The sequence below is a fragment of the Arthrobacter sp. PAMC25284 genome (assembly GCF_019443425.1).
Taxonomy (GTDB): domain Bacteria; phylum Actinomycetota; class Actinomycetes; order Actinomycetales; family Micrococcaceae; genus Arthrobacter; species Arthrobacter oryzae_A.
In genome coordinates this window covers 1733109-1759871 of the sequence record NZ_CP080382.1, presented here as the reverse complement: position 1 = coordinate 1759871, position 26763 = coordinate 1733109, and the positions used below count along the sequence as shown (strand labels likewise).

The window sequence follows — 26763 nt, the reverse complement described above, 5'->3', positions numbered from 1 at the left end:
AGGCTCAGCCGTTGAGCACCGAGGCCAGGTAGGGTGCGGTCCGGCTCGTTGTGGAGCGTGCGACGGCGGCGGGTGTCCCGGCGGCGATGATCTGCCCGCCCGCGTCTCCGCCGGCTGGGCCAAGGTCGATCACCCAGTCGGCGGCGGCGACAACATCCATCTCGTGTTCGACCACGATCACCGTGTTGCCCGCGTCCACGAGACGCTGGAGTTGTGCCATCAGGAGTTCGACGTCGGCCGGGTGCAGCCCCGTGGTGGGCTCATCGAGCAGGTAGAGCGAATGGCCCCGCTGGGCGCGCTGTAGTTCGGTGGCAAGCTTGATCCGTTGGGCCTCGCCGCCGGACAGCTCGGTCGCGGGCTGTCCCAGCCGCAGATAGCCAAGACCCACTTCGCGCAGGGTCCGGAGGCTGCGCGCGGCGGCCGGGACCTGGTCCAGGAAGTCCGCGGCCGCATCGACCGTCATGCCCAAGACTTCAGCCACGTTCTTGCCCCGGTAGGTGACGGCCAGGGTCTCCGGGTTGTACCGTGCGCCGTTGCATTCCGGGCACGGTCCGTAGCTGCCGGGCAGGAACAGAAGTTCCACGGCCACGAAGCCCTCGCCCTGGCAGGTCTCGCAGCGGCCGCCGGCGACGTTGAAGGAGAATCGTCCGGCGCCGAAACCACGGGCGCGGGCCTGGTCCGTGGCGGCGAATTCCTTCCGGACCGCGTCGAACAGGCCGGTGTAGGTGGCGAGGTTGGATCGTGGAGTCCGGCCGATCGGCTTCTGGTCCACCTGCACGAGCCGGTCCACACCGTCCAGACCGGACACCGGGCCAACCGTCAGCGGCTCGCGGGGCGCACCCGAGCCGGCTGAGACAGCGTCCCCGCCTTCCGCCGGTGCGGAGGTCTCCGCGTCCCAGGTTTCCGGGTGCAGCCGGGACCCGACCACCTCGGCCAGGACCTGACTGACGAGCGTTGACTTGCCAGAGCCGGAGACACCCGTGACAGCGGTGAGGACCCCCAACGGGAAATCGGCGTCGAGGGTGCGCAGGTTGTGCCGGTTGATGTTGCGCAGTTCCAGCCAGCCGGTAGGGTCCCGGCGGGAGCGGCCGCCGTCGTCGTTATTTGTGTCAGCCCCGTCAGGGAACAGGAACGGCCGGGTGAGGGAGGCTTCCACCCCGGCAAGGCCGGCGACCGGGCCGCTGTAGAGCACAGCGCCCCCGCCTTCGCCGGCGCGGGGCCCTACATCCACGAGCCAGTCGGCACGGCGGACGACGTCCATGTTGTGCTCCACCACGAAGACTGAGTTGCCGGCGGACTTGAGCTCGTCCAGAACCGCGAGGAGCGGTTCGGCGTCTGCGGGGTGCAATCCGGCGGACGGCTCGTCGAGGACGTAAATCACGCCGAACAGGCCGGAACGCAATTGGGTGGCAATCCGGAGGCGCTGCATTTCGCCGGGGGAGAGGGTGGGGGTGGCCCGGCCCAGTGCCAGGTAGCCGAGGCCGAGGTCCAGCAGCACGGTGATCCGCTGGAGCAAATCCCGGGTGATCGCGACGGCCACCTCGTTGTCCTCGCCCGAGGATTGTTTGCGGGTGGCGGTGCCGGCCTCCGCGAGTCCGGCGGTGGGGCGGATGATCTCGGCGAGGTCACTGAGCGGGACCGCGTTGAGCTCGGCAATGGTCCGGCCGGCGAAGGTCACGGCCAGGGCCTCGGGGGTCAGCCCGCTGCCGCCGCAGCGCGGGCACGGGCCGGTTTCCATAAAGCGCAGCACCCGCTCGCGCATCGTGGCGCTCTTGGTGTCGGCCAGGGTATGCAGCACGTAGCTCTTTGCGCTCCAGAACCGTCCCTTGTACGGCTTCGCCACCCGGTCGCGTTCGGGCGTCACTTCCACCACGGGCTGCTCGTCCGTGAAGAGGATCCAGTCGCGGTCCTTCCGGCTCATTTTCTGCCACGGCACGTCGACGTCGTAGCCCAAGTGGGTCAGGATGTCACGCAAGTTCTTGCCCTGCCAGGCGCCGGGCCAGGCGGCGATGGCGCCGTCGCGGATACTCAGGGAGGTGTCCGGGACCAGCGTGGCTTCGCTGACGGTGTGGGCGACGCCCAGGCCGTGGCAGACGGGGCAGGCGCCGGCCGCGGTGTTGGGGGAGAAAGCGTCCGAATCGAGCTGACTGGCGCCGTCGGGGTAGCTGCCGGCGCGGGAGAAGAGCATGCGGACGGAGTTGGACAGCGTCGTGACCGTGCCGACGCTGGAGCGGGAACTTGGCGTGCCGCGGCGCTGCTGGAGCGCGACGGCGGGCGGCAGCCCGGTGATCTGCTCCACCTTGGGGTTGTGGCCCTGCTGGATGAGCCGGCGGGCATAAGGTGCCACGGATTCGAAGTAGCGGCGCTGGGCCTCGGCGTAAATGGTGCCAAAGGCCAGCGAGGACTTCCCTGAGCCGGACACTCCGGTGAACGCGACGATCGCGTCGCGCGGTACGTCCACGTCCACGTTCCGCAAGTTGTTCTCCCGAGCGCCGCGGACCCGGACGAAGCCGTCCGTGGACGTGTCTGTGGGAGCGGAGGGCATCGCCGGCCCGGACAGATTGGAAACAAGCTGTTCTTTGCGCATTGATCCGACTCTAACGCTCCGGGCATATCCTTACCGAATGAATGCTTTTGACGCGGACGCTGCACCCCTGGGTTCTACACCGGATGCTTCGGACGTCGCGTCCGAAGTGGCCGACGGCGCTGCGGAGACCGGGGACGGTACCCGGCCCGCGCTCCCGGTCGCGGAACTGCACCTGCACATCGAGGGGACGTTGGAGCCGGAGCTGATCTTCGCGCTCGCCGAGCGCAATGGCATCAACCTGCCCTATGCCGATCTTGACGAACTCCGGGCACGCTATGAGTTCACCGACCTGCAGTCCTTCCTGGACCTCTACTACGCCAACATGGCCGTGCTGCAGACCGAGCAGGACTTCGCGGACATGACCCGGGCCTACCTTGCCCGGGCTGCGCTCGCCGGAGTCCGGCATGCGGAGATCATGCTGGATCCGCAGGCGCACCTATCCCGCGGTGTGCCGCTGGAGACGTGCGTGAACGGGGTCGCGTCGGTGCTGGCCACGTCCGAGGGGGATTACGGCATCTCCACCCTGCTGATCGCGGCGTTCCTGCGGGACCAGTCCGAGGAATCGGCGCTCGCGGTCCTCGAGGAGCTGCTGGCGATGCAGGCCCCGATCGCCGGCATCGGGCTGGATTCAGCCGAAGTCGGCAACCCGCCGGCCAAATTCGAGCGACTGTTCGCCCGTGCCGGGGACGCCGGCCTGCGACGGATCGCGCACGCCGGCGAGGAGGGCCCGCCGTCGTACATCATCGAGGCGCTGGACGTCCTGGGCGTGGAGCGGATTGACCACGGCATCCGCTGCATGGAGGATCCGGAGCTCGTGGAGCGGCTGGTTGAGGAGTTGACGCCGCTGACCGTGTGTCCGTTGTCCAACGTCCGGTTGCGGGCCGTGGATGACATGGCCGGGCATCCGCTGCCGGCGATGCTTGCCGTGGGCCTGAACGTCAGCGTGAACTCCGATGACCCCGCCTACTTCGGCGGCTACGTGGATGACAACTTCGCGCAACTGGCCTCCGTGCTCGGCCTGTCCGAATTCGACTGCGTCCGGCTGGCCGCCAACTCGATCCGGTCCTCGTTCGCGAGCGAGGAACGGAAGACGGAACTGCTGGCCGAACTCGCCGCCTCCGGGAGTTAGACCACCCAAGCAATACGGGTCCAATTTTTTGCCCGTCCACGGCGCCGGGATGGGCGAGAGGTGACCCCTCGATGCCGTACCGCGTTGCCGTACACGGTCCGGGCGGGGCAGACAAACTACCCGCGCGTACCGCGACTTAGTCCTCGCTTTGGCGGACGAAAACCGTCATAGTCGGTCACTTCACACAAACTTAACGTCTACCATTCGCGCAATTGCACCAAACCTTGACAAAATGCAACTGGATCTATTGCTTTCTAGGGGAGACTACATGGCCACGAATACAGCAGAAAACACCACTCTTCGGCTCAAGGCCGTCCTCGACGTTCTGTCGGAGGCGGTGCAGTCCAGCGAAAAGTTGAACGCCGGCGACGTACTGGGCGCAGCGATCGCAAAGGTGCCGTTGAACGAGCAGGAGAGTGAACTGCTGAGCGGCGGCATTCCCCGCGGCCACAAGACACTGACGACGGCCACCGCCAAGCTCGTCAAGGCAGGCTGGCTCGTCAAGGGCCGTCCGGGCTGGTCCATCACCGAGGACGGCCAGCGCGCCACAGTCGCGTTCGCTGACCCCGCAGCCTTTGCCGCAGCGCTCGACGCCGGCACTCCGGTTCCGGCCGGCACGGAACTGCCCGCGGCACCGGCCGCCAAAGCTGCTCCCAAGGCAGCTCCCAAGGCCGCCGCTAAGGCCGCACCCAAGCGCAAGAAGGCTGAAGCAGCGCCCGCCGCCGAGGCAGCACCTGCGGCTCCTGTTGCCGAGACCCAGGACAGTAGCGCCGAAGCCGTCGACCAGCCCGACGCAGTCGCCGTCGTCGGTGACTTCAATACCCTGCTGGGTGCGCCGGAGAACTGGTCTCCCGAGTTCGACGAGGTCCAAATGAAACTGGACAGCGCGGACCAGCTCTGGAAGCTCGAAGCCGATATCCCGGCCGGGTTCTACAACTTCAAGATCGCCCTCAACCGCTCCTGGGCGGAGAACTTCGGCGCGTTCGGCCTCTTCGACGGCCCGAACCACGAACTGCACCACGACGGCGGCCGGCTGGTCATCCACTACAACCACCGGACGCGGGACATCGTCCTGGCATAATTCTGCCGACGGCGCGGCCCGGGAAGACCGCGCTTAACGGAGATGTATCGCGGCAGCGGGCGGCGGGCTAACCCGCCGCCCGCTGCCGCGTCTGCTGGCCCGTCCGATGGAAATATCGGGCTTCAGCCTTATCCTGCGGCCAGATCCGGGCGCTGCGGACCCGTCGGCTGCGGCCCAGGGTCCGGAAGCGGCAACGGGCCCGGCTCTGGGGGAAACGGGCCGGGTTCCGGGTGCGGGGATGGCGGCCCAGGTTCCGGCGGAAACGGATCGGGGTCCGGAAACGGGGGGATGGTCATGGCGGGCTCCCTTGCTGCCGACGTCCAGTTACCAATGCTGGCGGTCAGGGCCGCCACTGAATGATTATCTGCCGGTCACCGCGGCGAGGGAACCCCCAGCGTGGGAGCTCCGGCCGAAAAGACTAGTTCTGCGACGCGATGTTCCTGTCCCGATCCTCGAACACGTCCTTGCCGGGACCGCTGAACGCCCGCGAGCGTTCCGTGGCCTCGATGGAACCGGTGAACAGCTGCGCCTCGCCGGGCTGCGCATGCTGGCGGGGCTGGTTGGAGGGCTTGGCGGAGCCGGTCTGAAGGCGCGTCTGCGGCAGTGCCTCGGGATGCGCCTGCTGCAGGAACGTCACGAGTTCTTCGCGGATCAGGCAGCGAAGATCGAACAGTGCTGCGCTGTCGTCTGCACTCACCAGGATCCGGACCCGGACGAAGCCCTTGGTGGCGTCCGTGATTTGCAGGATGCCGACCTTCTTGTTCCAGAGTTCGGTGTCGGCCAGGATGGCCCGCAGTTCGGCACGCATGGACTCAAGCGGTGCGCGCCAGTCGAGATCGAACTCCACCGTCCCCATGATTTCGGACTGGCGCCGGGTCCAGTTCTCGAAGGGGGTAGTGGTGAAGTGGGTCGAGGGAAGGATCAGGCGGCGGTCATCCCAGACATGGACCACCACATAGGTCAGGGTGATCTCCTCGATCCGGCCCCATTCCTTCTCCACCACAACGACGTCACCCACCCGGATGGCGTCCGTGAAAGCGAGCTGGATGCCGGCAAAGACGTTGACCAGGGACGTCTGGGCGGCGAGACCGGCAACGATTGAGATGACACCGGCGGAGGCCAGCAGCCCGGCGCCGAGCGCCTGGACGGCCGGAAAGGTCAGCATGGCACTGCCCAGGGCCAGCACGATGATCAGGGCGACGGCGATGCGTCGGGCGAGGATCAGTTGCGTCTGCAGCCGGCGGGCCCTCCGGTTGTCACTTACCTCCACGCTGTAGCGGGAAAGCAAGACGGCCTCGACGATCAGCAGCATGGTCACGGCCAGCCAGGCAATCGCACCGATAAGTGCGATGAGGAGGAGATGATCCACCGGAGTCCGCCAGCCGCCGCTTTCCGTGGTGAGCGCCAAAGCGATTTTCACCCCGATCAGGATCAGAACAATCCGCAGTGGAGCCCGCGCCAGGCGCGAGGTTTCCTTGAGTTCGTTCCGACCCCGGTTCAGGGCCAGGACCACCCTGCGGATCAGCCACGACGCGACGACTCCGGCGACGATGGCGATGGCAACGGCGAGGAACGGTAGGGCATCCTTCAAGATTTCTTGCATCTATCAAGCTGTAGCAAGGATTTTGGGACTACTGAAATCATCCGCTTGTCAACGTGGGCGCGCTCACGGCCAGTGTGTCGCCCGATGACCTGGCCCCGCGGCTCTCGGTGGTTTGCCCCGAATTACCTAAGTTTGGGCCGGATCAGGGGCAGAAGTCCCTGTGTATCTGCGGGAGAGCATGGATAATTGTCGAACCAAGCGCATCCCTGGGGAGGACAGCATGCACCGGACACGGATGTCCGTTTTACGGTCCTTCACGGCGCTGCCCGCGGCCGTTGGACTCGCCGTAATGGTCGCCTCGTGCGCACCGCCGGCTGCGGAAGCGCCCGCGGACCGGGAGGTACTCGCCGATCAGCCTGGCAGCGCCGCACCCGGCAGTACCGCCCCGGCCAGCCCGGTCGCCAGCACAACGCCGCCGGGATGGCAGACGTTCACGACGGCGGATGAATCGTTGAGCTTCGACTATCCGTCCTCATGGTCCATCCGGGATGAGGCGGGAAAGGCGGCGCTGGAGGGGGAATTCGTCGACGTGCTGAACTCTGAGGGGAAGCAGATGGCGGCACTGCGGACCAACGTGGTGACCGGTCAGGTGTGCACGGCAAAGTCGCCTTACCTGGCGTTTGACGCGGTGCCGATCCAAGCCCTCGCCGAACCCGGGGCAGCGGACAGCCTTCCGCCGCGTTTTGTGTTCGAGGGGCGGGGGGACGTGACAGCGCTCGACCCCTTGCCGCCGACGGTTGCCGCGTATGGGATTACGACGGTGCCCGAGCCGTCCGGCGATGTGGCATGCCCCATCTTCCAGCTTTTCCTGTGGCCACCCAGTGGTGCCTTGTTTGGGCAGGCATATAACCCGGCGGTCAACGCAACTCCGGGAGACACTGGATTGCCCTACCTTGAGAAGGCGAAGATCTACATGGGGACTCCCGAATATCAGGACATCCGCACGATGATCACGTCGCTGCGGCCGGCAATGAAATAGGCAATGAAGCAGGCAACGACCGCACCGCTGTGAGGTGACCGGTGTTCCCTGGCGTCGAAGGGTACCGCCTGCGCGGTGCCGCCAACTTGAGCCGAACCAGCAACGTGTGCAGCGCCGTTATGGTGTGCGGCGCCGCGAAAAGAACCGGGCTAAACCGCTGGGGCGTGCCGGTGCCGCCGGTGCGCCGGTGACGGCGAACCGGAATTTTGGCTGCTGCCCGCCCACGGGGATGACCGGACTTCCTTGATAAGCCCCGTTCCGGCGCACTCCCGCACGGCCCGGATGGCGTCCGCGGCGGCGCGCTTGTCCTCAAACGGCGTGGAGACGGCCAGCACGGACCCGTCCTTGGCCACGAGCCGAAATCGGATGCGGGATTCCGCGTCGGTGAAGAGTTCGAATTGACCGGCCATGGTCTTTCCTCTCGGTAGGTATGCCGCGGGCGACGGAACTAAACCCCATTGTTTAGTTCCGTCGTCCGCGGCAAGTCTGTGGCTTCGACCAGCCTTACTGGCGGATGTATGGAAATGAGCCCGGTTACCGGACTCATGCAGTGCCTCCAGCCTGCCAGCAGGGGAATGGTTCAGTTAGGGGCTAAAGTCCCGGGTTCCGGCGGCTGCGGGCGGGAGACACCTGTCCGCGGCGCTAGATTGGGAACATGACTGAGATTCCGCAGGACGATTCCGGAGAGCGTGTCCGACTGACGGCAAGGGTGGACGGCATGGTTCAGGCCGTGGGTTTCCGGTATCAAACTGTCCGTAAAGCTGAGGAGCTGGGGCTGACAGGCACCGTCCGGAACAACGACGACGGCTCGGTCGGCATCGTGGCCGAGGGGCCTCAGCTGGTGGTGCTCGAGCTCCGGCAGTGGCTCCGCTCGCCCGGGGTGCCGGGTCGGGTGGACTCCGTGGATGAGTCAATGTCCCGGGCAACCGCCGCGTACAGCAACTTCCGCGTTGTCCGGTGAACGAACCGGGCGAACTGTAGAACCGGAGCCCGTCTGCGGCTACCGTGTCCTCATGCAGAAAATATCGATCGAGGCACTGGCCCGGCAGCAACTCGAGGCGGCGCGCACGGCTGGCAGCGGTCGGGCAGCGGATACGGTGTTCGGCGGGCATGAGAAGGTCCTTCGCCAGACGGTGATGGCTTTCGCAGCCGGTACGCAGTTAAGCGAACACCAGAATCCAGGCGAGGCAACGGTCTACGTGCTCCGGGGCTGTGTGCGGCTGCACGCCGGTGCAGACTCCTGGCAGGGCAAGGCCGGAGACCTCCTGATCGTGCCGGAAGGACTGCACAGCCTCGAAGCGGAAGAGGACTCGGCAATCCTGATGACGGTCGCGAAAATCGCGCGCTGAGTCACGCTTAGCAGTTCAGCTCCGGGCTGGCTGTAGGAGAGACTGTTGCCGTGAGCAACTCTTTCGGATCTGGCGGGGTCGGTGGCAACCGCAGCGGACTCGCCGTCGCAGGCCTCAGCCTCGGCACGGCGCTGAACCCGCTGAACTCCTCCATGATCGCCGTCGCCCTCGTTGTGCTCCGCGCCGACTTCGGGCTCGACGTCGCGACGGTCACCTGGGTGATCACGGCCTTCTACCTCACCTCGGCGGCCGGCCAGCCGCTGATGGGCCGGCTCGCGGACCGCTTCGGGCCGCGCCGGCTCTTTATGCTCGGCATGGCCCTGGTCGCCGTAACATGTGCGCTGGCTCCCTTCGCCCCCAATTTTGCCGTGTTGTGTGTGGCGCGTGCGTTTATGGCGCTCGGCACCGCCACCGCCTATCCGAGCGCCATCGTGATGGTCGGCGCGCTGGCCCGGCAAGGCAACGTGCCTTCCACCCGGCCACTGGGCCGGATCCAGATGGCCAACGCCTCGGCGGCTGCGGCCGGCCCTGTGGTGGGCGGGGTACTCGTCAGCCTGATCGGATGGCAGGCCCTGTTCCTGATCAATGTCCCGCTGACGCTGGCGGCCATGATCCTGGTCAGGCAATTCGCCCCGGCGGATGCGCACCGGGAACGCGGCCGGGCCAGGGAGTTGCTGCGGGACTCTGACATCCCGGGCATCCTGGCGTTCGTCGGGGCCCTGGTGCTGGTGATGATGGCGTTGCTGAACGTTGCGCCCGGGGCCCGCTGGTGGCTCTTGGCCAGCGGAGTGCTGCTTGCTGGCTTGTTCGTGTGGCGTGAGCTGCGCTTCACCCCGCCGTTCCTTGACCTGCGCCTGCTGGGCCGCAACCGGCCGCTGCTGCTGGTCTATCTGGGTTTCGCCCTCTTCAACGGTGTCTACTACTTCGCGTTCTTTGGGCTGCCGCAGCTGCTGCAGGAAGCCGGGAAGTACGAACCCGGCGTCGTGGGGCTGCTGATGCTGCCGCTTGCGGCCGTGTCGGTAGTTGTCACACCGGCCGCCGTAAGGGCGATCGACCGCTTCGGCGTGAAACGGGTGCTGGTCTCCGGCGTCGTCCTGCTGATCACGGCGTCGGGAATGATGTGGCTGCTGACCGCGTCCTTCGCGTTTGCGCTGGTGCTCGCGCTGACCGCGTTGCTCGGATTGCCCTACGGCGTGGTCAGTATCGCCTCCAACCAGGGCCTGTACCTCTCCACCCGACCTGAGGAACGGGGCGTGGCGGCGGGGATCTTCCAGACCTGCCGGTACCTCGGCGCGATTACGGCGACCGTGCTGATCGGCATTTTATACGGCAGCGGCGTGAACCAGGCCAACTGGGGGCTGATGGTGCTGGTGATGCTGGGCCTCGGCGCAGTGGTTCTTCTCGTGTCGCTGGCCTGGCGGGAGCGGCGGTAACACTGCGGAAAGTTTGGCACAAGCATCTGACCTGCGATGATCCTGACTTCTACCCATCCGCTGCCGCGGTGGAACCGAACAAGATGACGGAACACCACGATGGTGGCGTCCGCTGGCTAATGGTCTCGGTCCAGCTGGGTTGGTTAGCATTTGGAGCAGTAAATGAATGAAGGTCCCGGTTCCGCTGTTGGTGTCGGGGAGGGGCCCCGCGGAGGGACCCGCGGCGCATTCATCCCCCAATTCCCTGAAAACTCCCGGCAACAGTTAGCATTTGCGGGAGCCGGCGTCCGCTTTATGGGGACGCCCGGTTTACGAAATGCCGACCATGGGGGTGAACCGGACTTTTCTCACAACCAGACAGGCGGCAATACACAGCAATGACGGCCTTGACCCGAAACAATGTCCAGATCGCTGGCCCTGACGACGGCCCGGTGCTGATGTTCGCGCACGGCTTCGGCACCGACCAGAACATGTGGGGCAGGATCCTCCCGTATTTCACCGAAAAATACCGCGTGGTCCTGTTCGACCACGTCGGCTCGGGGGGATCTGACAAGGGAGCCTACGATTCCGGGACCTACTCGAGCATCGGTCCTTATGTGATGGACCTGCTGGAGATTTGCGATGAACTCGATTTGCGGGACGTGACGCTCGTGGGCCACAGTGTCGGGGCCATGATGGCGGTGGAAGCGGCCTGCAAGGATGGCGGGGCGCGACTAAACCGGCTGGTGCTGCTGACCGCGTCGCCGAGTTATCTGGATCATCCCGAGGACGGGTACATCGGCGGATTCACCCGGCATGAGCTGGACGACTTGTTTGTTTCGCTTGAGGCCAATTATCTGGTGTGGGCAAATTCCATGGCCCCGGTCTTTATGAACAACCCCGCCTCCCCGGAACTTGGGACCGAAATCCAGGGCAGCTTCGGCCGCATCAAGCCCATGGTGGGCCGCGACTTCGCCCGGGTGGCTTTTCTCTCGGACGTCCGGCACCTGCTGGGCTCCGTCGACGTGCCCGCGCTCATCCTGCAGACAACGGACGACGTCGTGACGCCGCCGCATATTGGCGCTTACCTTCTCGAGAAGTTGCCGAACGGCACCCTGGTGACGCTAGCGGCCAAGGGCCACTTCCCGCAGGCCAGCGCGCCGGAAGAAACCGCGGGCGCCATCCTCGACTACCTTCAGGGGCCGCTGTGACGGCAGCGCAGGCCGACACTCCTGCCGCTGCCATGGCCCAACCTGCTCCGCCAGGATTTTCTGCTGCGACGGATTTCGAGGCCTTGTTCCACGATGCCCCGGCCGGGTACCTGCTGACGATGCCGGATGGGACCATCGTGGCGGCGAACCAGACCATCTGCACCTGGACCGGGCGTACCCGCGCGGACCTTGCCGGGACCAGTATGCTTCGGCTTATGCCGGCTGGAGACCGGATTATGTACCTCACGCATGCGATGCCCGAACTGGACAACAGCGGCTCCCTGACCGAGCTTTCGCTCCAGGTTCTGGGCGCTGACGGCAGCCGGCTGCCGGTTCTGCTCGCCGCTTCCCGGTTCCGGACGGCCCCGCGCGGTCCCGAACTGGACCGGATCATCCTTGTCAGTGCCCCGGAACGGCGGCAGTACGAGCATGAACTTGCCGCCGCCCTGCGTAAATTGGAAGCCGCCGAAGCCGACCGGCAGCGTTTGCTGGAGGAAGCCCGTTATGACGCCGTGCACGATTCTCTGACGGGGCTGCCCAACAGGGTCTTACTGGCGGACCGGCTGGAAACCGCGTTCGACGCCGCGGCCCGCGACGGCGGCCAGGTAGGCCTGCTTTTCTGCGACGTCAACGGGTTCAAGGACATTAACGACGCCCTGGGGCACGACGCCGGCGACCAAGTGCTGCGCCAAGTGGCGGCCCGGTTGACGGATGCCCTCCGCAACGTCGATACGGTGGCCCGGTACAGCGGCGACGAATTCGTCATCCTGGTCTCTGGTTCCGTCACTGCACTGGATCTTGAACTTGTCGCCGCGAGGGTGCAGGACAGTCTGCGCGAGCCTGCGATCGTCGACGGCACGCCGGTGCAGGTGCGGCTTGCGATCGGGAGTGCGATGACGCCGGTGCTGGTCCCACATGGGGGTGTAGGGGTGGGCGCGGGAAATGTAAGCGCGAAAGCCGAACTCGCACGGGACCTGTTGCGCCGGGCGGATATGGATATGTACGCGGCGAAGGGACGGGCGTAGCCCGCAGCGCTGATGCTGGTTCTCCGCGGATAGATCCTTGTGACTTCGCCACCTCAGGCGAGGGAGAGGAAGAGCCTTTCCAGGTCTTTGGTGCTCATGGTGGCATCCTTTTGAATGATGCACTGCTCGAGGCCGCTGGCGATGATAGCGAAGCCGGCCCGGTCCAGGGCTTTTGAGACCGCGGCGAGCTGCGTCACCGTGTCTTTGCAGTCCCGGCCTTCCTCCAGCATTCGGGTGACGGCGGCGAGCTGGCCCTGGGCGCGCTTGAGGCGGTTGATGACCGGGGCGAGGTCTGTTCTATCGAGGTCCACAGGAGTCTCCAAAGGTAGGCGTTCTGCATCCAACTTTATACCCCCCTAGGTATTTTGACTACCCCGGGGGGTATCTGTAATACTCGGTGGGGTATTCAGTTGTTGTTTGCTTTGCCCCGAAAGGACTCCCATGACGCATCCCGCCACCTCGGCCCCGGCCACCGCGGCCGCCCCTTCCATCACCGCCCTGGCCCCGGAGGCCCTGCGCAGCTGGTTCCAGGAGCACCGGGACCTTGTGGTGATTGACGTCCGCTCTGCCGCAGAATTCGAAAACATGCACATCCGTGGCTCCTACAACGTGCCGCTGCCGTTGCTCTCGGAGCACACCGACGAACTCGCCGCCCGGCTCGGCAGTCGGGTGGTACTGGTCTGCCAGTCCGGGGCCCGGGCCGAGCAGGCACGCCAGCGGCTCGGCGGCGCCGGCATTGGCGCCGCCTACGTCCTGACCGGAGGCGTTCCGGGATTCGCAGCCGCCGGCGGCGACGTCGTCCGCGGCAAGACGCGCTGGGACCTCGAGCGGCAGGTCCGCATGGCCGCCGGCTCCCTGGTGGTTCTGGGCCTGGCGGGCGGCAAGTTCGTCTCACCGAAGATCCGGCTGCTCGCAGGCGCGATCGGCACTGGTCTGACGTTCTCCGCAGCGACCAACACCTGCGCCATGGGCCAGGCAATCTCCGCGATGCCTTGGAACAAGACGGCCAAGGAGCCCACCCGCGAATCCGTCATCCTGCAACTGCCGGTGGCCTCAGCGGGATAGTGCCGGCATTCGTTAGCCGCGACCCGCAAGCCCTGAGTAACCCCGAGTTGAATATCAGTAATTCCCGCCCCGAAAGGACGATCCCATGTCTGAAGTCGCCGTCAACGAAGCCGACCGCCGCCGCGGTACCGACCAAATCCTCGACGTCCGCGAAGACTTCGAGGTTGCGGAAGGCATGATCCCCGGCGCGCTCCATATCCCCATGGACCAGCTGCAAACGCGTCTGTCCGAATTGGACGCCGCCGTCCCGGTTATTGCGGTCTGTCGCAGCGGAAACCGCAGCGCCCGCGTCGCGGACGCCCTCAATGGTGCCGGCTTCACGGCTGACACCATGACCGGTGGCATGACCGCCTGGAGCCAGGCCGGCCTGCCGACCACCTGACCGTCCCCGTCTTAGGGCGGCGCATCAGTTACCGACACCCCAAACCCGGAAGGATTTGAGTCCGACCATGACTACCATCGACATCACCGAAAAGACCCTTGCCGACACCCTGGAAAACAACGACATCGTATTCGTCGATTTCTGGGCCGGCTGGTGCGGGCCGTGCCGTATGTTCGCGCCAACCTACGAGGCTGCCTCGCAGAAGCATCCGGACATCACGTTCGCCAAAGTGGACACCGAAGCCGAGCAGGCACTGGCAGCCGCGGCCGGTATAACCTCCATCCCCAACCTGATGGCCTTCCGCGACAAAACCCTCGTCTTCTCCCAGCCCGGCGCCCTCAACGCAACGGGCCTGGAGCAGGTCATCGAGGGGGTAAAAAACCTGGACATGACAAAGCTCCGAGCAGAGGCCGAGCAGCAGCAGGCATAGCTGCGCGGGGCCGTGCGCGCCCACTTGCAATATACCCCCTGGGGTATTAGCGTTGTTATTAGTCGAGGGGTCAGAACCCCGCCCCATCCGATCTTTTGAAGGAGACCTTATGCTTCTGGAACGCATTTACGATGAAGACCTCGCCCAGGCCAGCTACGTCATCGGCTGCCAGCGCAAGGGAGAGGCCGTCGTCGTTGACGCCCGCCGCGACATCAACGTCTACCGCGAGCTCGCCGCCGCCAACGGCATGAAGATCGTGGCCGTCGCGGAAACCCACATCCACGCCGATTTTCTCTCCGGAACCCGTGAATTGGCTGCCGCAACCGGCGCCACCGCGTACGTCTCCGGCGAGGGCGGACTGGACTGGCAGTACGGCTTCGACGCCGAACGCCTGCACGACGGCGGGACAGTCAGCATTGGCAACATCACCATCAAGGCCCTGCACACCCCCGGCCACACTCCCGAGCACTTGTCCTTCCTGATCACCGACGGCGCGTTCGCGGACACCGCCGGCTACCTGCTCTCCGGCGACTTCGTCTTCTCCGGCGATCTTGGCCGCCCCGACCTGCTCGACGAAGCCGCCGGCGGCGTCGATACCCGGTTCGAGGGAGCGAAGCAGCTCTTCGCGAGCCTGCGGGATAAGTTCCTGACGCTTCCAGACCACGTCCAGGTCTACCCCGGCCACGGTGCCGGCAGCGCCTGCGGCAAGGCCCTGGGTGCCCTCCCGTCCAGCACGGTCGGCTACGAGCGGCTCTACGCCTGGTGGGGTCCCTACCTCGCCGCGAATGACGAGCAGGGCTTCATCAACGAACTCCTCGACGGCCAGCCGGACGCCCACGCCTACTTCGCCCGCATGAAGCGCGAAAACCGCGACGGACCGGCCGTGATGGGGGAACGTGCGCCGCTTCAGGAACTCGTCACCGCCGACGTCGTCCGTGACCTCGAAGAGGACACCATGACTTTCGTGGACACCCGGTCCAACGCCGAGGTCCACCAGGGCACGGTCGTTCGCTCCGTCAACATCCCGGCCGGTAAGTCCACGGCCAGCTTCGGCGCCTGGGTGGTCAACCCCGAAACCGACAAGAACCCGCTCGTGCTCCTGGCCCCCAACCAGGCCGCCGCGCAGGAAATGTGGGATCACCTGGTCCGGGTCGGCATCGACAGCGTCGCCGGCTACGTCACCGGCCTCGAAGGCCTGCCGACGTTCACCCCGAAGCTGCTCCAGCCCGAGGAACTCAACGACTTTGATGCCGCCATGGTCCTCGATGTCCGCAACCGCACCGAGCACAGCGCGGGGCACATCCCCGGCTCGCACCAGCTCAGCGGCGGACGGGTGATGTGGAACCTCGACGAACTCCCGGCCGACGGCACCATCGTGTCGTACTGCCAGAGCGGGGTCCGGAACTCCGTCGCGGCCAGCGCCCTGCGCCGCGCCGGCTACGACGTCGTCGAACTGGACGGCAGCTACGCCGCCTGGACCGCACACCAGGAAACCCTGGAAACGGCACCCGCCAGCTAACCCGCAACACCTGTATGACACCGTCCGCGGCGGCCCGGAACACCGGGCCGCCGCGGCTTTGTTTCCCACCACTGGAGTGCAGCAATGATGACCGCCAACACCAACTCACCGCACCGGAACCCCCGGGCCGGCATCACGCTGGGGCTGGATCGTGGCCACCAACGTGGTCCTGGGGGGTCAGCCAGGGCCTGACCTGGTCCACCACCGTGATGATGAAGATGGACCTCGACGGACCGTCCCGCCGCGGCCTGGCCATGGGGCTGAATTGAAGCCGCCGGCTACCTCGGCGTCGCCCGCGCCGTCCTCGCCACGAGGTACATCGCCGCCACCTCCGGGCTGCGCCCGGGCCCGTTCCTGCTCGGCGCCGCGTTCGTCGCCGTCGGGCTGGGCCTCTCCGTCCTGACCGTGCGCGAAACCCACCACCACGCCAAACGTGAGGCCGCCAGCCACATTTCCGTCCACGCCGGAACCCACGCGGGGCTCCGTTACCGCCGTGCTGCCCGGCGCATCCGGCCTCATCGTGGCTGTTCGGATGCGGGGCACTGACCACCACGCCGCCGGCTGAAACCATTGTCTGGGTCCCGTCTCCCGGCCAGCGAAACGGACGATTTTACGATATTGACAGACCCCGAAAGGGGGCCTAACGTCGGTCTTAACGAGGCATTTCGCCCGTTTTCTCATTCGTTTTTGGCGCCGAATCCGGGCCCTTTCTGCCAACGATGGCGCCAGCAAGGAGAGCCGTGACGTCTTCGCGGACAACTTCCCGCTGACTGGCTCCCGCGCATGCCGGACCCCTCCCAACGTCGTCCTGCTCTAGTGAATGACCCTGGTGCCGGACCGCAGTGCCGGATGCCATGACGCGGCACACCTGGGGGACTCTATGACGGTCTCAGCACTGAAGGAGTCGGATATGACTGACGAGATTGGACTCATTGGCCGGTTTTACAGGGAGGTGTTGGAAGGCGGAAACCTGGCGCTCGTGGATGAACTGACGGCGGATAACTACGTCGATCACGAGGAAGCCTTGCCGGGGCAGCCGCCAGGCAAAGCAGGGGCGCGCTATTTCGCGGAGGCGATGCGTACCGCTTTCCCGGATATCCATGTCAAATCGATCGAACCGGCACTCTCCGCCGAAAACATGGAGGCGTGCCACGTCATCCTCACGGGCACCCATCGTGGCGAGATGGCAGGTATTGCCCCGACGGGAAACACCGTGGAATTCGATGCCACCGACATCATCCGCGTGGAAAACGGCAAGGTCGCCGAGCATTGGGGCACCACCGACAGTCTGCGGCTTATGCAGCAGATGGGGGCCGTGGCCGTTTAGGACACCGCCCTCAAGGACAGCATCAGACTGCAATGCAGAGGCCCTTCCCACGGGAAGAGCCTCTACCTTTGTTTGCAGCAGTCCTGCGCCCGGGCCGCCATGATACTTACGCGGCCGAGTGCGACGGCCCGGCCTTTGCCGGCGTCGTGCTGCTACTTGGGCTGATACGCCTTCGGCAGCTTCATGCCGCGCTGATCCATCAGGGCGCGCAGCCGGGTGGGGTAGTCGGTAATGATGCCGTCCACGCCCAGGCCCAGCATGTTCTCCATGTCCGCCTGAGTGTTCACGGTCCACGGGATGACTGCCAGCTTGAGGTCATGCGCCTCGCGGATCATGGCCGGGGTGACGGACTTGAAGGCAGGGGAGATGACGTCGTATCCCTGGACCGCAGCGGCCTGGGCCAGTGAGCCGTTGTAGTCGTCAATATCGATGCCGCCGAGGTCAGGGCTCTTGCCGGGCTGCCCCACCTGGGCCCAGGCATCACCGCTGGAGAGCGCCACGAGGATCAGGGACGGGTCGATTTCCTTGGCCAGGTTCAGCGAGGACCAGTCGAAGGACTGAAGAGTGGTGCGGTCCTGCATGCCGGAGGCCTGGATCTCCGCCACGACGGCCCGGGTCAGCGCGACCATGCCTTCGCCGCCAGACTTGCCTTCCTCCACCTTGGTCTCGACGTTGAAGCGGACGTTCTTCGCCTCGTAATCGCGGGCCAGCTGGTAGACGTCCTTGAGCTCGGCCATCCGGTTGCCCGTGATGACCTGCTGGTCCGGGTAGTTAGGCAGCTGCATAAAGCCGCAGTTAAGGGTCTTCAGCTGCGCGAGCGTCAGGTCCGCGACGCGGTCACCCACATAGGGGAAGTCGACGTCGCCCGTGGTCACCGGGGCAGTGTCCTGGCATTTTTCGGGCTGGATCAGGTCGTCGTGCCAGACGACGATACTGCCGTCCTCGCTCAAGTGCGTGTCCAGTTCCAGGGTGGTAACGCCGAGCTTGAGGGAGTTCCCGAACGCGGCCAGGGACTCCTCGGTCCATTCGCCGCGGCCGCCGCGGTGGGACTGCAGGTCCAGGTTCATTGTGGCGCCCGACGCGCTCGAGGTGAGGGACGCCGTCGGGGTCCCCGATTGAGCGGATGCCTTGGGGGAGGGGCTGGCAGTGCAGCCTGCGACGACGGCGAAGAGCGCGACGGCGGAGGCGGCGGTCAGGATGGTGCGCATACGAGGGATCCTCCAGGATAAGCGGGTTGCCAGCCGAGGATCGGCGGCCCGTCCACGATAGGCCGTTCGTGTGACCGTTTGGAATAGCCATGGTGGCGCGGAGATGAACGGCGGGAAATGGCTGGATCGGCAGGTTGTGATGCCGGAATGACGGGGAGGTTCGGCGCATTGATACGCCTCTGCGGCCGGAGTAGTCTCGGCCTTGAACGGTCTCACTGAGTTGAAGGAGCCGACATGGCAGACCGGACCGGACTGATCGAACGGTATTACAGGGAGGTGCTGGGGGGCGGAAATCTGGCACTCATGGACGAAATGACGGCCGATGACTACGTCAACCATGAGGATGCCCCCCATTCTCGGGCAACCCGCCGGGAAGGAAGGCGCCCTGTACTTCGTGAAAGCTTTGCGTACCGCGTTTCCTGACATTCACGTCAAGGCGATGGGGCCGGTGCTGTCGGGCGACAACATGGAGGCAGGCCACGTTATCCTTGCGGGCACGCACACCGGTGAGATTTCCGGCATCAAACCAACGGGTAAGAGCGTGGAATTCGATGCCACGGACATTGTCCGGGTCGAAAACGGCCAGGTCGCAGAACACTGGGGCACCACCGACCACCTACGCCTGATGCGGCAGCTGGGCGTCGTCGCGTTGCAGCGCGGCACCTAGCCAGGTCACCGCACCAAGAGTTCAGGGCACCATGGCAAAAACAGAGGCCCGTCCCTGACCGGAAGAGCAGCCGAGCCGCGAGTTGGCCGCGAGACCGGCTAGGGCGGTGTTGACCACGACAGTGGAAAGGGTCAGGGCCAGCATGAGGTACAGGTACAGACGGGCCTGATCGTCGGACTTCAGGGGTCAGGTCCCCGGCCGAGAGAGACGACGGCGGGCTGTCACTGATAAGGGCACACCCGCCGTCGTCCGCTGTGGCTCCAGACTCCCGTCAGCCCAGAACCAGCTCCCGCTTCGCGAGGCCGGTGGCCCGTTCGAAGCAGTCGGTGACCTGGAGCAGCTCGAAGTCCATGCCGTGATTCACGGCCAGCTGCAGCCCGACCGGCAGGCCGCCGCTGAACCCTGCCGGAACCGATAGAGCCGGGAGCCCGGTGGCTGAGAATGCACTGATGCCGGTAGTCGCGGGTTTGTGACCGTGACGTTCGCAGAGCTGTTCACTGTGCGGCGCCGGACCGGCCCACCCGTGAGAGAAGCGAAGTCAAGGCGGCACGGAGGCCCGTGCCCAGGGTCGGCTCAATGTCCGGCGCGAAGTACGGCGAGTGGTTTCCGGGAAGGGGTGTATCGGCGTCGAGCCGTTCCTGCGTGTAGGCGCCGAACATCCAGTACACGGACGGCACTCCCAACGCTTCGGCGAGGAGTCCGAAGTCCTCGCTCCCCATCACCGGCGGCACCACGTTGACGCAGTCTTCGCCGAGGGCCGCCTGAAATTCGCCGATCAGGGCGTCGGCCGAGGCCGGGTCGTTGTAGCACTGCGGGAAGCTGGAGATTTCCTCAATCGAGGGCGCTGGCGCTCCCGAGGCGTCCGCTTCGGCGTGCAGGATGCGGCGCAGGGAATCCAGCACCCGGGTGCGGACGTCGACGTCGAAGGTCCGGACGTTGACCGAGAACTCCGCCGTTGCCGGAATGATGTTTTCCTTCAGCCCGGCGTGGAAGGTGCCCACGGTGACCACCGCGGACTTCATCGGGTGGACCTCGCGGGAGACCACGGTCTGGAGCCGCACCACCATGTGGGCGCCCAGCACGATCGGGTCGATGGACTGTTCCGGCTGGGAGCCGTGCGCCTGCCGACCGTGGACCGTAATTTTCCACGAATCGGCCATGGCCATGGCCGTGCCGCTGCTGATGTTGACGGTCCCTGACAGACCCGGCCAAACGTGCTGGCCATAGATGATCTCCGGTTTTGGGGCCTTGTCCCAGAGTCCGTCCTCAATCATGGCCTTGGCGCCGGCGGCGGTTTCCTCGCCCGGCTGGAAGATGAAGACCACGGTCCCGGACCACACGTCCAGGCTTTCGCTCAGCAGCTGCGCGGCCGTCAGGGCAACGGTCATGTGGGTGTCGTGGCCGCAGCCGTGCATCACCGGGACGGCCGTTCCGTCCGCGAGGGTCCCGGTGGCTTTGCTCGCAAAGTCGAGTCCCGTATCCTCCTTCATCGGCAATCCGTCTGTGTCTGCCCGGTAGCCCACCACAGGTCCTGCCCCATTGCGGAGGATTCCCACCACGCCGGTGCCGCCACACATAAACGTTTCCAGGCCCAGCGCCTGAAGTCTCCGCTGGATAAAGGCCGCCGTGTTGGTCTCCTGCATGGACAGCTCGGGGTGGGTATGGAGGTGGCGGTAGAGCTCATGCATCTCGGCCTGGCGGGTCTCGCTGAGTTCGAACGGGGCAGTGGTGATCATGGGGTTCCTTTCGGGACGAGCTTTCGGGAAGATCGGGGTGGCCCAGTGGCCGGCTTGGTTACCCGGCGGCCTAGTTGACCAAGGTGGCGGGGGCGGGCGCGTCCTTACGGGACCGCAGGAACCACGCCAGGGCTGCGGTAGCCAGGACCACGATCCCGGTGGCGGGCTTGGCGAGCGCCGGGACGGCGGGGACCAGGACGAAGAGGACCACAACAGCGACCACGACGGCGATAACCGTCACACGCGGCTGTTTCATGGTGACGATGAGCTGGACCAGGACGGCGCCGATGATGCTGGGGAAAATGTAGAGCCGGGCGACGGTGACGACGTCGGCCGGGATGACGCTGACCAGCCAGGTGCCGAGCACTCCGACGAACAGCAGCATCGATACCACGTGCACCATCGCGGCTCCGCAGATGGCCATCAAGGCCGCGAACTCGCCGCGTTTGGTACCGGCCTTGGCGCCGATGGTCGCCTGGGCCACCAGAGCCGACGGTAGCAGCTTGTTGGCGATATTGCCGATCATGAAGGCCTGGTACATCGCGGCCGGGCCCAAGACAGGGTAGTAGGTGATGGGCTCGACGAACCACAGCACGAAAAATGCAGCCGCGACCGCGAAGAAGGCGGTCCAGACCTGACCGGATGTGATGCCGAGGTCGGCGAAGAGCACCAGATAAAGCGGCGCCGCCAGCGAGAAGATGAGGGCGGAGGCCATGGTGATCTGGCCCCAGCGGGAGGTGGTGCGGTCGAATTCGAGGAGGGTCGCGGCGGGGGAGGTATCAGTGGCGAGAGCAGTCATGGAAACAATCCTTTCGAGACGGGATACAGGCGGGACTGGCTGACTAGGCAGCCAGTGCCATGCCGGACGTGTGGGCGGTGAAGGCTACGAACAGACCGACCATGATCGAGATCCCCAGTCCCCATTCCCGGAGCCAGGCGACGGAGAATTTCCTGGCCAGCGCGAGGCAGATTCCCATGACCACAGCGGACACGATGACGGTCATGATGTGCACCGGGGTCTTGCCGAGCTCCGCAATCCCGAGGCTGGCGAACGCCCCGATCAGGGCGGCCGCGGGGACGATCGCCATCAATGCCGGGTTAACCTTGCGCAGTTTCGAATCGCCGCGCCGAAGGATCGGGGTAAGGATGAGCGTGGAAATCATCCACATAGCACCGGACATGCTCATGGCCATGAATGCCACCGCGAAGACGCTCTGGTTATAGCCCGGACCGCCGAGCGTTGCCCCCATGGTGGTGGCGGCGAGGCTGGCTGACGCGGATTCAGTGGCCGCGGAACCCACCAACCCGATCCGGACCAGCACCGCCGGAGTCCCGAACAGCGTCATCAGCGCGATGCTGACCAGCACGACCGCGAGGGACGGCCCGATTGCCGCCACGGCACCGGCGCGAAAGGATCTTTTCAGTTCGGTCTCCGAAATATCCGCGGCGGGCCCGGCCTTCCTGGCAGCGCGCATGTAGATGACAGATTGGAGAACGATGGCCCCGAAGACCCCGGCCGCCAGCACCCACAGGACAGGGAGGTTAGCGATCGAGAGGATGTCCGTGGAGGTGCCGGAAGTTGCTGCAGTACTCATGGATGCTCCGATGGTGGATAAGGATGCGGGTGGGTTTGGGATGGAGGCCGTTCGGTCAGTTCAGTGCTGTGCCGGCCAGCGTTGTGGGGTTCAGCTCTGTGCGGTCGAGCAGGGTGAGCGTCTGCGCGAGGGCGCCGACGCCGGTGGCAATGTCAGCGAAGTCGGTCCATTCCTCCGGGCAGTGGCTCTTGCCCGCCTTGGAAGGGATAAAGATCATGCCCATCGGCGCCAGCGACGCCATGTGAACGGCGTCGTGGGTGGCCCCGCTGGGGATGGGCATCCACGGGATGCCTATCGCGTCGGCGGCGGCGGCCGCGACGTCGTGGATGCCGCTATGGGCCTGGACCACAGCGTTATCGGTGGACCAGTCAAATTCGACATCAACCCCAAGGTTCCGGGCGTTGATCAAAATTTCCTCGGCCAAGCGTCCGCGGACTCCGCTCAGCCAGGTGCTGTCGACACTTCGGACTTCGCTGGTCATCCGCACGAGGGACGGCACGACGTTGGGCGATCGGGACTCCGATTCGATGCGGGTGGTGGTGGCGACCCCGTGGTTGGGGGCGCCGCACCCCTCCCGGCGGACGGACAACACGGCTTCGGCTGCGGCGACCATGGCATCCTTCCGGTCATTCATCGGCCGGGTGCCGGCATGGTCTGGGCTTCCGGTGAACGTCGCGACCAGCCGCTCGATGCCGGTGATGGCGGTGACTATGCCAAGCGGCAGCTGGCGCTGTTCCAGCGTGGGGCCCCTGTTCGATGTGCAGTTCGATGAAAGCGTGAAGTTGCTTTGTGCGGGCCCAACGCGTCTTAAGCACTGACGCGGGATCGAGTCCGAAATCCTGGTAGGCCTGGCCGAGGCTGACGCCCCGGTAGTCCTGACGGTCAAGGTCGGCGCGTGTTAGTTCGCCGGCGATGGCCCTGCTGCCGAGGCAGCTGAGGCCGAACGCGTTGGATTCCTCGCCGAGGAAGTCCACCACGAGGAGATCGCGGCGCAGGGGTTGTCCGGATTCGCGAAGCAACTGCACGGCCTCCAGGGCGCCGAGGACGCCGACGACGCCATCGAATCGTCCGCCGCCGTCGACCGAGTCTGTGTGAGAACCGGTCACCAGCGCCGGGGCGTTGGGATCCGTCCCGGAGAGCCGGCCAACGATATTGCCGGCGGTGTCCTCGTGAACCTGCAGTCCCGCTGCCGCCATCCGCCGGGCGACCCAGCTCCGGGATTCCCGGTAAGCCGCGCTGAACACTTCGCGGGTCCAGCCCTGGCGGTCCGGGTCCCGGTACTCGGCTAGTTCCAGGATGCCGTCGCGGAGTCGTTCGGCGGCGTCGCGCCGCTGGTCGGTGAGGTCGATCATCTGGCTCCTTTGTGTGTGCCGGTCGGCCTTGTGGTCCCTGACTGCATTGCTCGTTGTGCAATCGATTGCGTTGATATGCAGAAGACTTCGCATGCCGAGAATGTTATTTACATCACACTAGATATCCCATGTTTCGTCAAGGTTTCCGTAGAGTGAACATCGAAACTTTTTTGTGCAGATCAAAAAAATTGCAATCCTTTGCGTTAAAGGTGAGGCCTGTGGCAATAGACTTTTCTGAACAGCCGAAGGGGGCACTGCCATTACCAACCCGCCCGCACCCGTTCCCGGACGTGCCAAGCCCGTCACCCTGGCCACGGTGGCCCGACACGCGCAGGTGCACGTCTCTACCGCCTCCCGCGCGCTCAGCGACGACTCCGCGGGAATCAGTACCGAAACTGTCCGGCGCGTGCGCGAGCTCGCCGCTATGCTCGGGTACCACCGCAATCTGGGCGCCGCCGGGCTGCGGACCGGAACTTCGCGGCTGATCGGTGTGCTGGTGCCCCGGCTAACCGACCTGGCGCTCGCCTCCATCTACGAAAGCATCGATGCGACGGCGGAGTCTGCTGGCTACAGCACGGTGGTGGCGAATACGTACGACGATCCCGGGCATCGCCGGGCCCGACTCGATGCCATGCTGTCCCGGCGGATGGACGGCGTGATCATTGGTGATTCGCATATCGGTGATGCAGCCGGTTACGAGCTGCAAAGCCGTGGGGTTCCATATGTCTTGGTGATGCGCCGCTTGGAAGGGCACCTCTCGGTATCCACCGATGACGAACTCGGGGGCAGGCTGGCCGCTGAACACCTGCTGAATTTGGGACACAAAAGGGTGGGCGTGATTGCCGGTGACCTGCTGGCGAGCACTGGCCGCGAACGGTCCCAAGGATTTCGACGCGCGTTTGAAGCTGCGGGGTTCCCCGTCGGCGACCAGTATGTGGTGAGCACTGGCTTCGGCACGGCTGCCGGCCGGGTGGCCGGAGCTCAGCTGCTGGAGCTGCGCGAGCCTCCAACGGCGATCTTTGCCGTTGATGACCTCACCGCCATTGGTGCCATGGGCTCCATCCGTGCCGCCGGGAAAAGGCTGCGCGTGGACGTGGCCCTTATTGGCTACAACGACCTGCTTTTGGCCGCCAACCTCCCCGTCCCGCTCACGTCGATCCGGTCGGATTTATCGGCGATGGGCCGGCTCAGTGTAGAGGCTTTGCTGCAAAGTATCGGCGGCAAGCCGACGGTCTCAACTCTGCTTCCGCCGGTCCTGGTCCCGCGGGCTACGACGGTGGCTGACTAGACCTCTCGGGCGGCCGCAAGCAACGCCGATCAACCGCGAGCCATGTGCAACCAAGGGTCGCGACCATCTCACGGTCCATGCCCGGCAGCTCCTGAACGTTCGAGCGGGTCGGCAGGCGCCCGCAGGGAGCGTCTGATCCGGGGAGCGGCTGCGGCAGGCTCACGACGCCAGCCCACTCTGGACCTCCGCTGCCCTGCTCGGTGCCCCGGTCGCGGCCAGCTGCTTCGCCAGGTACTTGGCGTCCCGGCACACACCAGTGAGAGTCTCCGATGCTGCCGCGAAGAGCAAGTCCTGTCCCAGCAGGTACAGGCCGGGCAGGGCGTCCACAATCCCGCGGTGCTGCCCTGCCCGCCAGTTGGCGGGCAGGGCCGGGATGTCCAGCCACGGGTAAACCTCAGTGAAGCCGGTGCACCAGATGACATTGGCGACCGGGAGGCTCCGGCCGTCGTCGAGCACTACTTCTGCATCCTGCACACCGGTGACACGGGGCACCCGCTGCACGCCGGCGGCGTCAAGGTCCGCGAGTTTGGTGCGGATCAGCGGCGTCGCCATGGTCGCCATCGTCGGCAGTACCTTGCGTCCGACCGGTGAGCGGGTGTTCAGCACGTGCAGCCCGGCGAAGCGGATCACGGGAATGACGAACCGGGCCGCGTTGCGGCCGTGCCGGAAGGGCATCTCGGCACTTGGCTTCCCGGCCAGCCAGGTCTGATGGGTGCGGCTGGTCTCCAGGGCGATTTCCGCCCCGGAGTTGCCCACGCCCACCACCAGGACCGGGCCGGGCTTCAGCTGGGCGGGATTCCGGTAGTTGTGGGAGTGGAGCTGCACGACGTCGGACGCCAGCTCCGCCGCGAAGCCCGGCGTCTTGGGCAGGTGGCAGGAGCCGGTCGCGAGCACAACGTTCGCCGCCGTCCAGCATTGCCCGCCGGCGGTGACGTGGAACCGGGTGCCGTCGTGGCTGAGATGCGTGACGGCGGTATTGGAACGGACCGTCAGATGGAACCGGGAAGCATAGTCCTCCAGATAGTCGGCCTGCTCGTCCTTGGTGGGAAAGCCCAACGGGTCGCCGGGGAACGGCCGGCCGGGCAGTCCGTCGTACTTGGCCGGAGTAAACAGGCGCAGCGAATCCCAACGGCGGCGCCACGCGTCGCCGACCCGGGCGCCGGCGTCGAGAATCACAAAGTTCCGGCGCTGCTGCGCCAGGTAGTAGCCGAGCGCGAGTCCGGACTGTCCGGCGCCGATGATGACGGTGTCGACGGCGGTCGTGCCGGCGGCGTCGCCGGTGTCAGCGGCTGGGGTGGTGTTCATGGGGGTGCCTCCTGGGTCATGGTGCTGACAGCGGGTCATGAACGCCGTGTGCCGGCCGGGCGGCTGTCGGGTCGGAACGGAAGCGCAGGAACCAGATCAGCAACAGCGCAGAGGCGACGACATAGAAGCAGTGCAGCAGCCAGATCGGTCCCAGCGGGAGGCTGAAGACGTAGACGGAATGCACAGCATTGGCGACGTTGCTCAGCGCGAGGTAGCCGAGGCTGTAGGAATCCAGATCTTTGGTGCGGAGGGCCTTGACCAGCATGGGCAGGTAGCTCGTCGCGAAAAGGATGGTGGATACCATTCCTGCAAGCACTGAAACGTTCATGGAATTAACGTTATTTACCGGCGCGCCACAGCGAATCGGGCGAATCACCCATTTTGGAGATGGATTCCGGCGGGCCGGACATGGGTAGTTTTATGCAGGCGGAACCCGGCAGAGGGTGCTGGGGTTGGCAGTTGCTGCTTCGTACCGCGACGACGGCACCGCCGTGCCGGAGGTTCAGTAGCCGC

Annotated in this window: 27 protein-coding genes and 1 pseudogene; 16 read left to right on the top strand and 12 right to left on the bottom strand. The window is 65.6% G+C overall.

All coding sequences use genetic code 11. The annotated features are described in order from the left end of the window. Positions 1–4: 4 nt before the first annotated feature. Positions 5–2545 carry an excinuclease ABC subunit UvrA gene (locus KY499_RS08130; RefSeq protein ID WP_258191081.1) on the bottom strand — a complete coding sequence of 847 codons (2541 nt, stop codon included), beginning with the start codon at positions 2543–2545 and terminating at the stop codon, positions 5–7. A 79-nt stretch (positions 2546–2624) separates the two neighbouring features. Here KY499_RS08130 and KY499_RS08125 point away from each other — a divergent pair, with 79 nt between their 5' ends. Continuing rightward, positions 2625–3716 (top strand): adenosine deaminase, encoded by a 1092-nt coding sequence (locus KY499_RS08125; protein WP_258191026.1) that lies wholly within the window; start codon positions 2625–2627, stop codon positions 3714–3716. 268 nt (positions 3717–3984) lie between these two features. Continuing rightward, entirely contained in the window at positions 3985–4797 is an 813-nt protein-coding gene (locus tag KY499_RS08120; RefSeq protein WP_219886773.1) for a glycosidase, read from the top strand. A gap of 418 nt (positions 4798–5215) precedes the next feature. On the opposite strand, the gene KY499_RS08115 is transcribed toward KY499_RS08120, so the two are convergent. After that, positions 5216–6400, bottom strand: a complete 1185-nt coding sequence (locus tag KY499_RS08115) for a mechanosensitive ion channel family protein (RefSeq protein ID WP_219886772.1) — start codon at positions 6398–6400, stop codon at positions 5216–5218. A 220-nt stretch (positions 6401–6620) separates the two neighbouring features. Here KY499_RS08115 and KY499_RS08110 point away from each other — a divergent pair, with 220 nt between their 5' ends. Further along, positions 6621–7379: a hypothetical protein gene (locus tag KY499_RS08110; RefSeq protein WP_219886771.1), complete on the top strand. Its 759-nt coding sequence runs from the start codon at positions 6621–6623 to the stop codon at positions 7377–7379. A 149-nt stretch (positions 7380–7528) separates the two neighbouring features. On the opposite strand, the gene KY499_RS08105 is transcribed toward KY499_RS08110, so the two are convergent. Next, on the bottom strand, positions 7529–7789 hold the full coding sequence (locus KY499_RS08105; RefSeq protein WP_219886770.1) for a YegP family protein: 261 nt from the start codon (positions 7787–7789) through the stop codon (positions 7529–7531). A 245-nt stretch (positions 7790–8034) separates the two neighbouring features. On the opposite strand from KY499_RS08105, the gene KY499_RS08100 reads away from it, so the two are divergent. The 5 genes from KY499_RS08100 (at position 8035) to KY499_RS08080 (ending at position 12376) form a co-directional block, all read left to right on the top strand. Continuing rightward, positions 8035–8340 (top strand): acylphosphatase, encoded by a 306-nt coding sequence (locus KY499_RS08100; RefSeq protein WP_219886769.1) that lies wholly within the window; start codon positions 8035–8037, stop codon positions 8338–8340. A gap of 52 nt (positions 8341–8392) precedes the next feature. Further along, positions 8393–8728 (top strand): cupin domain-containing protein, encoded by a 336-nt coding sequence (locus tag KY499_RS08095; protein WP_123254837.1) that lies wholly within the window; start codon positions 8393–8395, stop codon positions 8726–8728. Between the two features lie 50 nt (positions 8729–8778). Beyond that, positions 8779–10161 (top strand): MFS transporter, encoded by a 1383-nt coding sequence (locus KY499_RS08090; protein ID WP_219886768.1) that lies wholly within the window; start codon positions 8779–8781, stop codon positions 10159–10161. A gap of 377 nt (positions 10162–10538) precedes the next feature. Further along, the gene (locus KY499_RS08085) at positions 10539–11351 is read left to right on the top strand and encodes an alpha/beta fold hydrolase (protein WP_219886767.1); all 813 of its coding nucleotides are present in this window, start codon (positions 10539–10541) and stop codon (positions 11349–11351) included. Next, positions 11348–12376, top strand: coding sequence for a sensor domain-containing diguanylate cyclase (locus KY499_RS08080; protein ID WP_258191025.1), 1029 nt, complete (start codon positions 11348–11350; stop codon positions 12374–12376). The genes KY499_RS08085 and KY499_RS08080 overlap by 4 nt, the downstream gene beginning before the upstream one ends. 53 nt (positions 12377–12429) lie before the next feature. Here KY499_RS08080 and KY499_RS08075 read toward each other — a convergent pair whose 3' ends face one another. After that, complete coding sequence (locus KY499_RS08075; protein ID WP_219886766.1) at positions 12430–12687, bottom strand: metal-sensitive transcriptional regulator; 258 nt, start codon at positions 12685–12687, stop codon at positions 12430–12432. 130 nt (positions 12688–12817) lie between these two features. Between KY499_RS08075 and KY499_RS08070 the strand changes: the two genes are divergently transcribed. The 6 genes and pseudogenes from KY499_RS08070 to KY499_RS08045 all read left to right on the top strand — a co-directional run bounded on the left by KY499_RS08070 (position 12818) and on the right by KY499_RS08045 (position 17099). Then, positions 12818–13441 carry a rhodanese-like domain-containing protein gene (locus KY499_RS08070; protein ID WP_219886765.1) on the top strand — a complete coding sequence of 208 codons (624 nt, stop codon included), beginning with the start codon at positions 12818–12820 and terminating at the stop codon, positions 13439–13441. A gap of 85 nt (positions 13442–13526) precedes the next feature. Then, positions 13527–13823, top strand: a complete 297-nt coding sequence (locus KY499_RS08065) for a rhodanese-like domain-containing protein (protein ID WP_219886764.1) — start codon at positions 13527–13529, stop codon at positions 13821–13823. Positions 13824–13890: 67 nt separating this feature from the next. Further along, on the top strand, positions 13891–14253 hold the full coding sequence (locus tag KY499_RS08060) for a co-chaperone YbbN (RefSeq protein ID WP_219886763.1): 363 nt from the start codon (positions 13891–13893) through the stop codon (positions 14251–14253). 109 nt (positions 14254–14362) lie between these two features. Continuing rightward, positions 14363–15772: a rhodanese-like domain-containing protein gene (locus KY499_RS08055; RefSeq protein WP_219886762.1), complete on the top strand. Its 1410-nt coding sequence runs from the start codon at positions 14363–14365 to the stop codon at positions 15770–15772. A 124-nt stretch (positions 15773–15896) separates the two neighbouring features. Beyond that, positions 15897–16264: pseudogene (locus KY499_RS18180) on the top strand (MFS transporter); the annotation flags it as partial. 418 nt (positions 16265–16682) lie between these two features. Further along, on the top strand, positions 16683–17099 hold the full coding sequence (locus KY499_RS08045; RefSeq protein WP_219886760.1) for an ester cyclase: 417 nt from the start codon (positions 16683–16685) through the stop codon (positions 17097–17099). A gap of 152 nt (positions 17100–17251) precedes the next feature. Here the strand turns inward: KY499_RS08045 and KY499_RS08040 are convergent, their stop codons facing one another. Beyond that, on the bottom strand, positions 17252–18307 hold the full coding sequence (locus KY499_RS08040) for a glycerophosphodiester phosphodiesterase family protein (protein WP_219886759.1): 1056 nt from the start codon (positions 18305–18307) through the stop codon (positions 17252–17254). Between the two features lie 322 nt (positions 18308–18629). Here KY499_RS08040 and KY499_RS08035 point away from each other — a divergent pair, with 322 nt between their 5' ends. Next, entirely contained in the window at positions 18630–18974 is a 345-nt protein-coding gene (locus KY499_RS08035) for an ester cyclase (protein WP_258191024.1), read from the top strand. Positions 18975–19468: 494 nt separating this feature from the next. Here the strand turns inward: KY499_RS08035 and KY499_RS08025 are convergent, their stop codons facing one another. The 5 genes from KY499_RS08025 to KY499_RS18170 all read right to left on the bottom strand — a co-directional run bounded on the left by KY499_RS08025 (position 19469) and on the right by KY499_RS18170 (position 23657). Continuing rightward, entirely contained in the window at positions 19469–20710 is a 1242-nt protein-coding gene (locus KY499_RS08025; protein ID WP_219886758.1) for an amidohydrolase, read from the bottom strand. A gap of 70 nt (positions 20711–20780) precedes the next feature. Then, positions 20781–21509: a hypothetical protein gene (locus KY499_RS08020; protein WP_219886757.1), complete on the bottom strand. Its 729-nt coding sequence runs from the start codon at positions 21507–21509 to the stop codon at positions 20781–20783. 43 nt (positions 21510–21552) lie between these two features. After that, positions 21553–22305: a DUF5058 family protein gene (locus KY499_RS08015; protein WP_219886756.1), complete on the bottom strand. Its 753-nt coding sequence runs from the start codon at positions 22303–22305 to the stop codon at positions 21553–21555. Positions 22306–22360: 55 nt separating this feature from the next. Further along, complete coding sequence (locus KY499_RS18175; RefSeq protein WP_375141140.1) at positions 22361–22987, bottom strand: M20/M25/M40 family metallo-hydrolase; 627 nt, start codon at positions 22985–22987, stop codon at positions 22361–22363. Further along, positions 22932–23657 (bottom strand): M20/M25/M40 family metallo-hydrolase, encoded by a 726-nt coding sequence (locus tag KY499_RS18170; protein WP_258191023.1) that lies wholly within the window; start codon positions 23655–23657, stop codon positions 22932–22934. Before KY499_RS18170 ends, KY499_RS18175 begins: the two co-directional genes overlap by 56 nt. A 316-nt stretch (positions 23658–23973) precedes the next feature. Here KY499_RS18170 and KY499_RS08005 point away from each other — a divergent pair, with 316 nt between their 5' ends. Further along, on the top strand, positions 23974–24945 hold the full coding sequence (locus KY499_RS08005) for a LacI family DNA-binding transcriptional regulator (RefSeq protein ID WP_219886755.1): 972 nt from the start codon (positions 23974–23976) through the stop codon (positions 24943–24945). A gap of 159 nt (positions 24946–25104) precedes the next feature. On the opposite strand, the gene KY499_RS08000 is transcribed toward KY499_RS08005, so the two are convergent. Continuing rightward, positions 25105–26250: an NAD(P)/FAD-dependent oxidoreductase gene (locus KY499_RS08000; RefSeq protein ID WP_219886754.1), complete on the bottom strand. Its 1146-nt coding sequence runs from the start codon at positions 26248–26250 to the stop codon at positions 25105–25107. Between the two features lie 16 nt (positions 26251–26266). After that, positions 26267–26578, bottom strand: a complete 312-nt coding sequence (locus KY499_RS07995) for a hypothetical protein (RefSeq protein WP_219886753.1) — start codon at positions 26576–26578, stop codon at positions 26267–26269. Positions 26579–26763: the final 185 nt, after the last annotated feature.